Source organism: Citrobacter sp. wls708 (assembly GCF_005281255.1).
In the GTDB taxonomy this organism is placed as follows: domain Bacteria; phylum Pseudomonadota; class Gammaproteobacteria; order Enterobacterales; family Enterobacteriaceae; genus Citrobacter; species Citrobacter werkmanii.
The window spans coordinates 77399-91615 of record NZ_SZXE01000034.1 but is presented as its reverse complement, the minus strand read 5'-3'; the positions used below and the strand labels follow the sequence as shown (position 1 = coordinate 91615).

Annotated in this window: 11 protein-coding genes and 2 pseudogenes; 6 read left to right on the top strand and 7 right to left on the bottom strand. The window is 52.4% G+C overall.

Features of this window, described 5'->3' with window-relative positions:
• Window positions 1–20: 20 nt before the first annotated feature.
• Window positions 21–980: pseudogene (locus FDW97_RS19030) on the top strand (IS630 family transposase).
• A 389-nt stretch (window positions 981–1369) separates the two neighbouring features.
• On the opposite strand, the gene FDW97_RS19025 reads toward FDW97_RS19030, so the two are convergent.
• Entirely contained in the window at window positions 1370–2494 is a 1125-nt protein-coding gene (locus FDW97_RS19025; RefSeq protein ID WP_085048172.1) for a multidrug effflux MFS transporter, read from the bottom strand.
• A gap of 101 nt (window positions 2495–2595) precedes the next feature.
• Between FDW97_RS19025 and FDW97_RS19020 the strand changes: the two are divergent.
• Window positions 2596–3374 (top strand): annotated as a pseudogene (locus FDW97_RS19020) (helix-turn-helix domain-containing protein).
• Window positions 3375–3493: 119 nt separating this feature from the next.
• On the opposite strand, the gene yncL reads toward FDW97_RS19020, so the two are convergent.
• Complete coding sequence (yncL, locus tag FDW97_RS19015) at window positions 3494–3589, bottom strand: stress response membrane protein YncL (RefSeq protein WP_071524268.1); 96 nt, start codon at window positions 3587–3589, stop codon at window positions 3494–3496.
• 192 nt (window positions 3590–3781) lie between these two features.
• On the opposite strand from yncL, the gene FDW97_RS19010 reads away from it, so the two are divergent.
• A complete protein-coding gene (locus FDW97_RS19010; protein ID WP_069324931.1) occupies window positions 3782–3955 on the top strand; it encodes a GhoT/OrtT family toxin in 174 nt (57 codons plus the stop codon).
• A gap of 10 nt (window positions 3956–3965) precedes the next feature.
• Here the strand turns inward: FDW97_RS19010 and FDW97_RS19005 are convergent, their stop codons facing one another.
• From FDW97_RS19005 to FDW97_RS18995, 3 genes are read right to left on the bottom strand one after another with little or no spacing between them, the layout of a single operon-like run.
• Entirely contained in the window at window positions 3966–6125 is a 2160-nt protein-coding gene (locus FDW97_RS19005) for a virulence factor SrfC family protein (protein WP_137351480.1), read from the bottom strand.
• On the bottom strand, window positions 6122–9103 hold the full coding sequence (locus FDW97_RS19000; protein ID WP_038643177.1) for a virulence factor SrfB: 2982 nt from the start codon (window positions 9101–9103) through the stop codon (window positions 6122–6124). The genes FDW97_RS19005 and FDW97_RS19000 overlap by 4 nt, the downstream gene beginning before the upstream one ends.
• 4 nt (window positions 9104–9107) lie before the next feature.
• A complete protein-coding gene (locus tag FDW97_RS18995; protein ID WP_137351479.1) occupies window positions 9108–10415 on the bottom strand; it encodes an SrfA family protein in 1308 nt (435 codons plus the stop codon).
• A 282-nt stretch (window positions 10416–10697) separates the two neighbouring features.
• Here FDW97_RS18995 and FDW97_RS18990 point away from each other — a divergent pair, with 282 nt between their 5' ends.
• Window positions 10698–12296, top strand: coding sequence for an ABC transporter substrate-binding protein (locus tag FDW97_RS18990; protein ID WP_137351478.1), 1599 nt, complete (start codon window positions 10698–10700; stop codon window positions 12294–12296).
• Between the two features lie 17 nt (window positions 12297–12313).
• A complete protein-coding gene (locus FDW97_RS18985; protein WP_038640708.1) occupies window positions 12314–12547 on the top strand; it encodes a YdcY family protein in 234 nt (77 codons plus the stop codon).
• Between the two features lie 80 nt (window positions 12548–12627).
• On the opposite strand, the gene FDW97_RS18980 is transcribed toward FDW97_RS18985, so the two are convergent.
• Window positions 12628–13077: a DMT family transporter gene (locus FDW97_RS18980; RefSeq protein ID WP_085048177.1), complete on the bottom strand. Its 450-nt coding sequence runs from the start codon at window positions 13075–13077 to the stop codon at window positions 12628–12630.
• Complete coding sequence (gene mddA / locus FDW97_RS18975) at window positions 13074–13592, bottom strand: L-methionine sulfoximine/L-methionine sulfone acetyltransferase (protein ID WP_137351477.1); 519 nt, start codon at window positions 13590–13592, stop codon at window positions 13074–13076. The genes FDW97_RS18980 and mddA overlap by 4 nt, the downstream gene beginning before the upstream one ends.
• Before the next feature lie 37 nt (window positions 13593–13629).
• Here mddA and FDW97_RS18970 point away from each other — a divergent pair, with 37 nt between their 5' ends.
• On the top strand, window positions 13630–14205 hold the full coding sequence (locus FDW97_RS18970) for an XRE family transcriptional regulator (protein WP_038640700.1): 576 nt from the start codon (window positions 13630–13632) through the stop codon (window positions 14203–14205).
• Window positions 14206–14217 lie beyond the last annotated feature (12 nt).

Here is a 14217-nt window from a genome sequence, read left to right as displayed (position 1 = left end):
TTTTTCAGCCACTGGAGATCATGCTGCCCACCATGAGAATCTTCATCACCAACCAACAAAAGCGGAACTTGTACGCCTCCATGACTCCAGTCGTGACAAGCGGGTTTGTGATCGCATTAAAGCTATTCTTCTGGCTTCTGAAGGCTGGAGTTCGGCCATGATTGCCCAGGCTTTGCGTCTGCATCTGACAACTGTTGGCCACCATATCAGCGAGTTCCTGAACAAAGGCAAGCTGAAGCCCCAAAATGGTGGCTCAGACAGTAAGCGCAGTGCTGAACAAACCGCTTTGTTAATCAGCCAGTTATCCTGGAATGAACAAGTAACTGCATCGTAACGGCTTCACCTACAAAAGACCGCCAGACATCCCCCATAAATTCAATGAAGAGGAAAAAGGCAATTCATTGAATATTATGACGAAATTAAAACAACTGCGGGTGATAAACCGGTTCTTTATATTGATGCAGTCCATCCGACGCAGGCCACTAAAATCAGCTATGGCTGGATACGTAAAGGCCAGAAAAAAGCGGTGGAAACAACGGGTAGCCGTACATGATTGAATATCATGGGGGCGCTGAATCTGAAAGCGCTGGCTTCTCCGTTAATCTGTGAATATAAAACCATTAATGAATATAATGTATCATTTTTTCAATGAGATACGTAAGGTGCATCCTGATTATAACCAGAAAATCCATGTCATCCTGGATGTGGCAGGTTACCACCGTTCACAGTTAGTGAAAGACTGGGCAAAGGTGGTAAATATCAGGCTGCATTACCTTCCCCCTTCCAGCCCAAATCTGAATCCGATAGAGCGAATGTGGAAGTTAATGAACGAACATGCCCGGAATAATCGCTACTTCAGCAGTACGCTAGAGCTCAGGGACGCAATATCTGTCTTATTTAACCAGACGCTGCCGGATATAGCAGACTCACTGACATTCCGAATTAACGATCGCTTTCAGGTACTCAAACCCGCATCTTGAGGTTTATTGGGTATATACTGTCTATATATCGTTGCATATGAGAGTAGGGGGTTTTGCGCATTGATTTTCGCAGTCCGCGTGAGCTTGACATGTGAGTTGACCGATAGTGAACACTTGCAGAATAAAAAATTTGGTAAGATGCCTTGGATCTTTGACTGTAACAATCAAGCACTGTGTCAGTGCTTGCTCTTAAGCCTCCCAGACACGAAACGTAAAAGAGGCACGGATAGCTAAAAATTAGCAAACGGGTCTCTATACTATTCGCGCCACTGGCCTCGTCGCCATCGGACGGCGGTAAGTTGGAAATATCCGCGAGGTCAGGCTAATTGATACGACAAAGCCCCAGCTTAACGCCGGGGCTTTGTGCTTTCAGGTATACCGTCCAGTTATCAGCGGCGGTAGCTGCAAAGCCAGGCAAGTAGCGCACAGACGCTCAGCACCAGCCCCAGTTGTTGCACCATGCCAGCCAATCCCAGCATCATTCCCAGCAACAGGTAATAGCTTAACCCGAACAAAGCACCAGCGGCCCCGGCTTGTTCACGATAGCGACGCAGTGCCTGGCTCAATACATTGGGAATGGCGATACCATAGGCCAGTACCACCCCAAACACCGGTATCAGGATCCATGCAGTATGCTGTAGCCACCACGCCGCCAGACCTGAGAACATGGCCAGCACACAGGCATGACGTACCAGCTGTTGCGGCGTCAGACCTGTCGTTAACAGACGCCGATTCAACAGGCTTCCCGACAGCGAAGCAAGCGCAAGTAACACTCCCGTCCAGCCAAAGGCTCTGGAACTCCATCCCAACTGTCTGAAAAGAAATGGCGCCAGACTGTAATAGCTAAACAGCATGGTATTTAACAGGGCGATCAGCATAGCATTTTTCCACAGCTCATCGTCCCGTGCCATGCGGAGAAGGAGCACAGCCATCCGCGGGCGGATCGTATTCTCCGGCCTTGTTTCCGGCAAACGGGTTGCTGTCAGTATGAGCAGTAATATCGCCAGCAAAACAAGAGCAACGAATACACCGATATGACCATACAGGCACACCAGCCAACCTCCGCTTAGCAGGCCGAAAACCGGACTCAGGGCCAGCGCGGCGCCCATCACAGAAAAGACGCGGGATAGCGTGGTTGATTCATAACAGTCCCTCAATATGGTTTGTACCACGACTGACCCGGCAGCCGCTCCGATGGCTGACACCATCCGCGCCAGCAGCAACACGTTGAAATTATTGGCAACAATGGCCAATGCACAACCTGTGCCGTAGCAGATTAGTCCTGCCAGCATCGCCCGCCGTCGTCCGATACTGTCGCTCAGCCAGCCCCACATCGCCACACCGACGGCGAAGGCCACAAAGTAAACGGAGAGTGTTTGAGCTGCACGTTCACTGCTTATGTGAAAAGCGGTAGCGATACCTGGCAATGCCGGGCTGTAAATGGTTTCCACCAGTTGCGGAAACATTATCAGCAGAGTGAGCAGCCAAAGCGGCGGACGACGAAGAATATTCATAGCAATATCCGAAGAGACCGAAAACAGGCGGGAATTATTGCTGAAAGGGGTATGTCTTATTACTATTATCAGGACTTTATATATCAAATATCGGACAGATAATGAAAATTGCCCCCGATGAAATTTTCGATGCGGATAGCTTTGATAACCCGGTAATTGGGATTGCCGCCGATATGGGCGTACACGATTCCGGACGCCATAGCCACCTTCGTCATCAACTCCTTTTTTCGGCGGCGGGGAGCATCACGATTGAACTGGAGCAGGCCCTGTGCCTGCTGCCGCCACGGCGTGCGGTCTGGATCCCGGCCGGTACGGTTCATCGCGCCATCATGCGTGGCGTAATGGCTTATCGTTCTTTGTACTTTTCAACCTCGCTGCCGTTATCCGATCTGCCAATGCATATCGTCGAGGTTAATCCACTTTTTTTCGAAGTCATAGAACGCATGGCCTTTTGGTCATGGGATATGCCTGCGGTGCAACAGGCCAGCCTCATCACCGTTTTTTGTGAGGAATTGCGGGCCGCGCGTAGTGAAAACTGGACATTACAATTTCCCTCAGATCCACGGCTGGACGTATGGCTTGAGCAATTGCGCATGGGGGCGTTGCCACCGCGACTGAATCAGTTGTCACAACGGGTTGGGGCGTGTGAGAAGACCATCAGTCGGATCTTCATCAGAGATACCGGGATGAATTATCAGCACTGGCGGCAGCAATTTAGACTGTTAAAAGCCATGGAAATGCTGGCTGACGGGAGTCCTGGTAGTCAGGTGGCGCAACATCTGGAATTTGTCAGTGACAGTGCTTTTATTGCATTTTTCCGTCAGCATACCGGCACCACGCCAGCCCGCTTTACAGGCAAATAATGCCGCAGAAGGATTAGGGATATTACATCCTAAGGATGATTTACCGGATGAAGGCAGAGTGGGAAGATCGTTGGCTAATGGCAGAGAGAAAACCCTCTCTGCCAGTGGACGCTGCAATTAATTCAGAAGAGTCACATCAAGCAAACCAGCCGAACCTTGCGGAAATCAGACTGAAAAGTCCTACAGCAGCAAATATATTTATCAGCACCACAGTTTTACTGGAAACATTCATTTGTGCCACCTTTCGTTTTAACCCCTATGGGTATAGTACGGGTTATAACTATCCGCAATAGTACGAATTCTGAACATAATGAAAACGGGTTGTTTTACCGCCGTTTCTCTTAAAATAATTAATAAAACTTGATGTGAGTCATGAAAAAGAGCATATTGCGCGCGATTTCACCTTCCGGCCAGGATGCCTTACATGTCTCTGTACCAAAAAATGTTGGTCTTTTATGCGGTGATGGCCGCTATCACGGCAATCATCACCTGGTTTCTGTCACGCGAGAAAAAGCGGATTCGTTTTCTCAGCGCGGTATTAGTCGGGGCGACCTGGCCAATGAGCTTTCCCGTCGCGCTGATGTTTTCACTTTTCTGATGAGGCCGTTTCAGCAGGAAAGCAGGTCATCTAAACGTTTTTTGTCGACTTCATTAACATCCTGTGGGTGCTGATATCCCACGTTCTCATTCGCGCGGGTATACAAAGCAACCAGCCAGTCGTAAACATAGCGGCTTGCGCCGTGCGAGGGCTGTTCTTCCAGTTTGGCCAGGCGCGACATCGGTTGTTGCTTTGGCGCGCTGAAAATAGCCGCGCCTTTTTGGATCCTGCTGGCAGGGCGCTGTTCCTCAGCAACGTTGGTAAATCCAAGCCAGGTAATAAAATCCCCAATATCGGCATGTAGCTGCGCTGCACAGACGTTTTCGCGCTGCATCATGCGCTGTAAGCGTTGCGGCATCTCCAGGCGATAACTGGTGGTCACAAGAATGTCAGCCACCTGCCTTAGCGTACGAGGATCGAGACCTAAACGGCGCGCATTATTTTCATCGCGACACCACTGACGTACGTGATTAACCCACATTTTGTGTGCCAGATAACCAGTTTCTTTGCTTTCCGGCGAGTGCGGTATGTCACGCACTTCAGCAAACAGGTCGATCTCTTCATTAAATAGCCCGTTCACCTGTTCCTCGCGCGGCTGATGAACACGCAGCAGCGACTCAAAGAGGCGCATTGGCGGCAGTAACCCCTCCAGTAGCTCGCCATGTTTTGCCGCCTGGGATTGTAACTGGCGGATCACCGACTCGCTGCTACCTGACTCATCAGCGCGGGTGTTAATCCAACTCATCAGCGTTTCGCGGATGCGCTGTTGGTGTTGTTCGCGCAGAGAGGTCAGCCTGGCCTGACGCTGTTGTGGTGAAGTCGCCTGAGTCAGCCATTCGACAAGGCGTTGTAAGCTGTGGTTATCCAGCGCCTGCAGCGTACCCCAGTGCAGTCCCGGTTTGCCCATTAATTGCTGTACGGACTCATCCAGGTTTTGCTGGGTGCTAAAACGCGCATCCTGTGGGGTGATGGCCCAGACTACGCCCGGTAATGCGGCGTCATGTAGGGGTTGCGTATCGTTGACCCAGCCCAGCAGCTTGCGGGTAATGGCTGGCGTCTGGGCGCGGGTAGATACCGCATTGCAGATTAAGAGCACATCCGGTTGCAGTTGCTGGCGATAATGCTCCAGCATCCAGCCTAATTTTGCTTGCCACAGCGGATGGGGATGAGCATCCAGGGCGAGAGGGATATCGAGCAGATCGACATTCTCCAGTACAGCATCTTCCACCGTCAGGATCAGCTCGCGCGTCAACAGCGCTAGTGATGCCTGTGAGAGACTGACCGCATTGAGCAACTGATGGTTTTCAATTGGATGAACAACCACATCACTTTGCGCCTCACTCCCGTGCAATGCCACCTGAGTGAGAAAACTCTCAGCAGGTAAACCAAAATGGTCAACCAACAGGCTCAGCGGAGCCGCCAGTTCTTGCGCGTTCCCGGTTTGTTGCAGCGTATGCGCCAGCGCCAGCCACTGCTGCGTTAGCTCTGGTTGTTCTCCCCACAATAATGCCCAGGCGTTTGCCCGGGTCGTCAGATCCAGAGTGGGGAGAAGCGTAGCAAACTGATGCCATAGCGCATCGTCAATTTGCTGCTGATTAGCCGGTACGCAGGAGCGCCAGAAACGACCGATTGCCGCGACATCCTGAGCCGTGATGCCTTGCACCGGATGACGCTGACGCAGGGTTTGCCATTTTTCCAGGCGCGCCTCAATAATCGATTTCTCAACCTGGCGGTTGTCCGGAAGCGCACAGAACTGTGTGATAAACAGCTGTACCAGTTCGGCTTCACTGAGTAAGCGTAAGCGCAGCGGCCATTCGCTATTGAGCGGATTATCTTCACGTGTAAAGCGAATCGCCATATTGGTCGGTGCATGCCCCGGATTAATATGCGAAAAATAATCAAAACTGCGATCCGGTGTCACGATGTTCACTTTGCCATTGGCATTGCTGCACAATGCCGCGAGCAGATGCGCTTTCGCTGATTGTGAGTGCCCATATAACCCAACACAGCCTCGTGCTGAAAAGGTCGCTGTCAGCGCAGATTCATTAACCGCGGCTAACGTAAGTTGTGTCAGCAGGGCATCCGCCTCATCATCAAGACGTACGGAACGCTGGCGGGTCTCTGTTACCCACTCGATGACGGCCTGCGCGGTGTTTAACATCTTACTCATTTCAGGTACACGCTCCCGCTATCAATCCAGTAATGGCTACCGCTATGGCGACGATCCGCCAGCGTATTCAATTTTAACGTTAAGGCATTGGCGGCAACGGGGGTGCCATCCTGTAACCAGGCATCGCTGAGTACGAAGCATTCCGGGCCGCTCTCTTTGCTGCCGCCGCGTAACTGCAGCCGTACATTTAACACGCCATCTCCGGCGATACTTTTTGCCAGTTCGGCAGAATTTATGCTCAGCGTATACAGCGGCGTGGCAGGCCAGCGGCTGTTTGCCAATTGGCGGAAGCCTAACGTTACATTGCCGCGCAGCGGGAAGTGCAAACGGGTATCCAGCTTCGCGCCGGGTTTATCCAGATCGATATCGTGATACCAGATGTTCTCATCGCGTAGCGTGTTGACCGTATTATCCAGCACGCCAAGATAACGTACGGTCGAGTAAGCGCCGATATCGGCAGCTTTAAAATTGAAGCGCGGTAAACGCAGATCCAGCGCCAGGCTGCATAGCATTGCACCGACTGCTGCGGTGGATTTGGGGTTGCCAATCCGCCCTTGCTGACTGAACGGATACCACTCGTGCACCCGATAGTTATCCATCCAGATCATACGATTAACCGGAACGGGTTGAAGATGGCGGATCAACGCCTGTACGCCCGGTAAACAAGCGGGTCTGCCGGTCACTAATAAAATATCGCAACGATAATGTGAAATAGCCTCACAAACCGCGTGCAGCGGCGAGGTCAGGGTAAATTGCCCCGCCAGTAACGCTTCTTGTAACTGCCTGAACTGCACCTGTAACGGCACGCTCAAAACATCAAACGCTGGCGAACCAGACGGCAACGCATGATCGATAGCCTGTTGGATATAGTTCATCACGTTACGCGTGGGTTGCTGGCTGAGCAGCTCGCCAAAGGTGGCATGCAGTCCGGCTACCGGATCGTTAATATCGCTTTGTTCCCAGGCGGAGAGTACCGCATGACCGAGCGGCATAAAGAGTTGTAATGCCGTTTGCTGACGAAGGATCGCCTGAGTATCGATGCGCCCGGAATCGCCAAACAGCGTAGCCAGTAATGCGGCGGCGTCGGTCACGCCAGCCTGCTGCAAGCGGGTTTGCAGGGCAGGTAGAACGCAACGCTGAATCACGTCCAGCAGCATGTCATCGCCCGCAACCTTAAAGCCTTCGCGAAACAGCAAATGCGGGGTGATCTTGACGTTCGCGCCAACGCCGTCATCAAGCTGGTAATGGACGACGGCCATATCCGTGGTCCCACCGCCAATATCGATGGATGCCACGCGCAGTGCACGGCCTTTAATCTCACCAGGTTCCGGCAGACGGTCCGGACGGGCAAGGGCATTAAAAAACGATTCCGTGTGACCATCGTAGTGGGAAATCGCCTCGTTATACAGCCACACCAACTGACCGCAGCTGGCTTCATCCCACTCCATCTGGATCTCAGGGACGGGAACCACGCTCTTTTCCTGCTGCTTACGGGTGGTGAAGTCTTCATCCTGCGGGTGCCAGCCCATTGCTTTCCAGACCAGTGCAATGGCTTCAAACATACGCAGGCGGAAAATCTCGCGCTCCTGTTTTGGCATCGCTGAGGGTAGGGTCAGGATCAATGTGCGCAACTGGCGAGGAGAGGCCGGGAAACCAAGGCGCAAACGCGTCGCCACGCTGTTAATTTGACCCAGCGCCTGAGCCAGGATCTCACACAGCATATGCGTCATCAACGTGCTGCGGCTGTATTGCGGTGAGAACACCGGCAGACGGTCATCCTGCGGCAGGCTGAACAGCGGTTGTCCGTCATCATTCATGAGATTCATCAGCGGGAAGGCGGTAGCCAGCGGTTCGCGCTGGGTTTTGCCATTCATCTGGCTAAAGCGCCAGTCATGGAGCACCGGCGTTTCATCCCACAGATAACGGCGCGGGCTGGAGATCCCGCTGCTGCCTTCCGTACCCATACGTTGCATCGCCAGCTTTCGGGCTTCATCGCCCACGCGAACAATCGACGGCCAGATAAAGGCGTCATCACGACCGCTCTCAACGGAAAAGTGCTGTTTACCGAACCGCGCTTCGGAAAACTCCAGTCGGCTGGTGAATAGCGGATCGTTAAGAAACTGCGGCTCGCTTAATGACCGCACCTGTAATTCAGCGGTCTGGCGCAGTCCATCATTGGCATCGCCGTGATCCTCAATCAGGACGCCGCAGGTATGGGTATTACCAATGTCCAGGATCAGATCGACGGGAATCGCCGGTGTGCTGAGCGTATGTGTGACCAGCTTGACTTCAGGAATAGAAAGCTGTTCGCCTAACAGGGTTAACAAATTTAACCAGTGCGCCTGATATTCAAAATTACGCAGCGCCTGCTGGATCTCATGTTCTGAGCGATTCTCATGCTGCGTGACATGATGCATAAAGGATTCGCGCAGCCAGCCGTCAATCCAGGTCTGGTCGAGGAAATCGGCAATTTCGTTATCATGCCAGGCCAGTGCAAATCGCGTACCGTTAAGCAGGTCATTTTCGTTGGGGGTTAACGCTGCCGGGGCATTTTCAGTGAGCTGGCTGTCCAGCGCCAGGGTAACGCGGTGAGTGTTGCCCGCGCTGTCTGGTTGCGCCAGTTTTCGCACCTGTACACGCGCCCAGTTATCCGGGCCTTCAACAAACGTACGCGGCGGATTAAAGCGCAGGAACGGCAGCGGTAGCCAGATGCCGTCGAGCACGTCCAGAGAATAATGCAGCGTCTGGGTGCTTTCCGGCTTCACCACTTCGGGCTGACCGCCGGTGCTGCCCGGCAAGGTATAGCGTCCCGTTGTCAGATCGAAGTCCAGCCGTAGCAGGGGACCGTTGGCCGTTTTGCGCACAAAGCGGCCATGATGCGCAGATTCCTGCGGCGTCAGGCCAAAATCCAGAAATTGCACACCGCTATTGGCGATGAGCGTCACGCTTTGTTTGTAGTCACACAGATTCACCAACATAAAATCAGGCACCTATCTTTTTGATCGTCAGAGGGATTTCCGCGTGATCGTCATATCGTGCGGTGCAGGTGGCGACGTCATTGGTTCCCGCTTTGCAGGTAATTTCAGGCATCGGATAACGTGATCCGTCCGTGCAACGGGCATTGCCGCGACTCTTAATCATTAATTCGCCAGTCTGATGCAAACCAGAGAAAATCTCGGCACGACAAACAATATTGTCGCCATGAACAACGCGTGCAGTGCCTTTATTCGTCTGGATCTGATAACGCAGCGACGGCGCTTTGCCGCTGACCGGATCTTTCACGTCGACCATGACGCGCCAGTTACCGTTGAGGAAACGCGTCGTTCCTGCCTTCATCTGGCTGGCATCCATGACCAGCGCATCTTTGGGAATAGCGGCAATCACTACCGGTCCTGCGTCAGGTTTCTCTTTTTTCGCTACCGGAATGACTTCAGCCCGATGCAAAGGTAGTGCGGAGTTCAGTTCCGGTAACGGCGTCATGTCTGCTTTAGCCACTGCAATGGGGGCAACTGAGGGGGTAGGGATAACGGCTTGTTGTTTCCATAACAACGGTCCGACAATGGCTGCGATAATGACGGCGGCAACGGGTAGACTCCACAGCGGCAGGCGACGTGCGGGCTTCACCTGTACCGGTGGCGGTGTGACTTCCGGTTCGTTGATCATGGCCAACGGTTGTGGTTCGGGTTCAACCGGTTTTGGCGGTTCAACGACCGGCATCAGTAAAGGGGCATCGGCCTCAGTGAAGGTGATTTCAGGTGAAGTCTCTTCTTCCGGGTCAGGCTCTGTCACAGTGACAACCGGTGGTATATCGGCAAGGCGCAGGCAATCGAGCACATCGTCGCGGGGATTTTCATTCAGATTGACGAAGCCCCAGAACGTAATAACGGGTTTACCATCAACCAGAAACACGTGATTCTCGCCAGGAAACTGGATGGCTTTTTCGAGCAATGAACCAAACAGTTGGAGGGCGGTTTTCCCCGATTGCAGGCTTTTACGGCTCAGGGCCGCCGCATTTTCCAGCGTGCTCTCCAGATAGCGCAGCGCACGAAAACGTGCCTCTTCATCAGCGGCTTTCCACGCAATGACTTTTCCTTCAACCGGAGAATACCAGTCAACCCGATCGCCGTTGTCGTTAATTTGTGGGATCGCCAGACAATCCACCATCGCCTGCTGTTTACGCAAGCGAAGCGTTTCACGAATTTGCAGTGCTGAATCAAACACGGCCTGACCACCGCCACCTACGGCCTGATAGTCATCCAAATTGCCGCTGCGCAAGAGAGTTTTTGCCACGTTGTTACCCCTTAGACTTCTTCACACATCTACTTTACGGTTTATAAAAACGAGCAAACGACGGAAGAGAGGCAAAAAGGGGCGAATTTTCATGGCATAGAGTGCCGGGAAAAATCTTGACGTTTTGAAAAAGACTTAATGGAAATTAATTCGCTTGTGGTGATGAATAATTCAGCGAAAACCACCGGATTAGAATAACCTGATAGTGATTTGTTATTGGTCAGTTTTTGTCAGCTATGCTCTGATATTCCGGTTAATAATAAAATAAGAAGGCTTATAACCATGATTGCAAGGAAAACGTTACTCGCGCTGGCGCTCAGCGCCGCCTTACCCTCAGGCGCTGCGTTCGCGGCCAGCACTGACACCATCATCTACTGCTCAGAAGCGTCGCCGGAGTCATTTAACCCGCAAATCGCCAGTTCCGGTCCGTCGTTTGTGGCAAGTTCACAGGTGCTCTACAACCGACTCATTAACTTTGATCCGGTAAAGAATACCCCAATACCGTCTTTGGCAACGGACTGGACAATTTCTCCCGATGGGAAGACTTACACGTTTACCCTGCGCCAGGGGGTGAAATTCAACAGTAATAAATTCTTTAAACCTACCCGCGACTTCAACGCCGATGACGTGGTTTTCTCGGTATTGCGCCAGAAAGATGCCGATCATCCGTACCACAAAGTTTCTCAGGGCAGCTACGAATACTTTAACGATGTCGGTCTGGATAAACTGATCAAAGAAGTGAAGAAGGTGGATGATTATCACGTTCAGTTTGTGCTGAATGAACCTAACGCCGCGTTTCTTGCCGACTGGGGGATGGATTTCGCTTCCATTCTTTCTGCGGAATATGCTGACGCGATGCTGCAAAAAGGCACCCCGGAAAACGTTGATAATTGGCCGATTGGCACCGGGCCATATGTGTTGCAGCAGTACAAACAGGATTCCCAAATCCGTTATCTGGCCAACCCGAACTACTGGGATGGCGCCGTCCCGACGAAGCACCTGATATTCTCGATCACACCAAATGTACAGACCAGACTGGCAAAACTGCAAACTAACGAATGCCAGATTATCCCGGCGCCTGCGCCAATCCAGTTTGACGAGATCAACAAGAATAAAGATTTGACGCTGCATTCGGTTGAAGCGCTGAACGTCGGGTATCTGGCGTTTAATACCGAGAAAAAACCGTTTGATAACGTGCTGGTACGTCAGGCGTTGAACTACGCGACCGATAAAAAAGCCATTATTAACGCCGTCTTTTTAGGTTCCGGTACGGTGGCAAAATCGCCGATTCTACCGAATATGATGGGGTTCAATAACGATCTAAAAGATTACGCTTACGACCCGCAAAAAGCGAAAGATCTGCTGAAACAGGCTGGGCTGGAAAACGGATTTGAAGCGACGCTGTGGTCAATGCCGGTTCAGCGTCCATACAACCCGAACTCCCGACGTATTGCCGAGATGATCCAGAGCGATTGGGCAAAAGTCGGCGTAAAGGCAAAAATAGTGTCATACGAGTGGGGCGAATATCTCTCCGGAATGCGCAAAGGCGAGCATGACACCGCGCTGTTCGGCTGGATGTCAGACAACGGCGATCCGGATAATTTCGCTGATGTACTGTTGGGCTGCGACAGCATTAAAACCGGATCTAACGCCGCGCGTTGGTGCGATAAAGAGTATAATTCTCTGGTTCAAAAGGCGAAACTGGTGAGCAAACCTGAAGAACGCGCCGCGCTGTACCAGCAGTCGCAAGAGATTTTCTACCAGCAGGCTCCGTGGATAGCCCTGGCAAATGGCAAAACGTTCTATGCCACGCGTAGCAACGTCAGCGGATACAGCGTCAGCCTGATGGGCAGTGATTTTTCAAAAGCAAAATTAAATTAAAGAGTTAAGGAGAGGTTATGTCGCATCTGGATGAGGTCAGCGCACGTGTTGATGCCGCCATTGAAGAGAGCGTCATTACGCATATGAATGAATTGCTGATTGAACTCAGCGATGATGCCGCGCTGAGCCGGGAAGATCGTTACACCCAGCAACAGCGTTTGCGTACGGCTATCGCACATCATGGTCGTCAGCATAAAGAGGATATGGAAGCCCGTCGCGAACAGTTGACCAAAGGCGGCACAATCCTTTAATTCGTTATTACTGTTATCCGGCCTGTATGTTCAGGCTGGGTAAATTCCGTAGGTCTGATAAGCGAAGCGCCATCCAGCAGTTAAAAAGAGCGTCTCGCGACCAGCCAGGCCCCGACGACCAGCAGCACCGCGCCGCAAACAGGCCCCACCAGCGCACGGAGCGGTACGCCATGACTGCGCAGAATATCTAGCACCAGTCCGCCAATTAACTGGCTGGCGACCAGTACCGCAATCGTGGTGGCAGCCCCCACATTTTGATAGCCGCTGATACTGGCAAAAACAAAAAAAGACCCCAGCAAACCGGGGATCAGCGTCCACCAGCGCACGCTGGTGATCAGTTCGCCAAACCCCGCGGCGCCTTGCTTGAACCACAGAATGCTGACAAACAGTACAATCCCAACCAGTGAGTTCAGCAGCATGGCAATCAGGATCGTCGAGGAGGTCTGCGTGATACGCACCATTAAGGTGTTTTGCACCACCAGACCAATACCTGCGGCAATCAGAAAGGAGAGGGTCAGCGTCTGGTTCATCTGCCGGCATCCGGATCGCGACGATCGTCTAACTGCAGTTGCATAAAGGTCAGATCCAACCAGCGACCAAATTTGGTGCCAACCTGCGGCATTTGTGCCGTGATGTTAAATCCCAGCGTACTGTGCAGATGCAGCGACGCCTGATTCTGAGACTCAATCCCCGCCACCATTACATGTTTTCCGCACACCCGCGCTTCTTCTATCAGTCGGCTGAGCAGCGCTCGTCCCAGGCCCTTGCCCTGATGCTCAGGATGGACATACACCGAATGCTCAACGGTATGACGAAATCCGTCAAAGTTACGCCAGTCGCCGAACGAAGCATATCCAGTGACTACGCCGTTTTCTTCACTTACCAGCACGGGATAGCCCATCAACTGGCGGGCTTCGAACCAGGCGATACGGTTTTCGGCATCGACCGTTTGATCGTTCCAGATAGCCGCCGTATGCAGTACCGCGTGGTTATAAATTTCAGCAATAGCGGCGCAGTCTGCTTTGCTGGCAAATCGAATTGACATGTTGAACCTCAGAGATTGTTCACTATAGTATTACAATATGAATACTATTGAAGACAGCATAAATCAACGGATCGGTGCAAGAATTCGCCTTGAACGAGAATCTCGCGGCTGGTCTCTGACGGAACTCGCCGAGCGTGCAGGCGTGTCGCGGGCAATGATCCATAAAATAGAGCGTGGTGAGAGTAGCCCCACGGCCACGCTGCTGGGCAGGCTCTCCGGGGCGTTTGGCATCAGCATGTCGATGCTGATTGCACGAGCCGAAATGCAGGAGGGCAAGCTGCTGCGCCTCGCTGACCAGCCCGTCTGGCACGATCCGCAGAGCCACTATCTGCGACGCCATGTCTCACCGCGCAGCGATCTCCCCATCGACCTGGTACAAATCGAATTGCCCGCCGGAAGCGATATCCCAATGCCAGCATCCTCCTACGTGCAGGCCAGACAGCTTATCTGGCTACAGCAGGGGGAGTTAGTCTTTGTGGAAGGCGATGTGCGTCATGAAATGAAAGCGGGCGATTGTCTGGAACTGGGGCCGCCGAATGACTGTCGGTTTATCAATGAAACCACGCAAACCTGCGTTTATCTGGTTGTGCGATTAAACCATGTCGTGAGCTAAATGCTGGCGCAG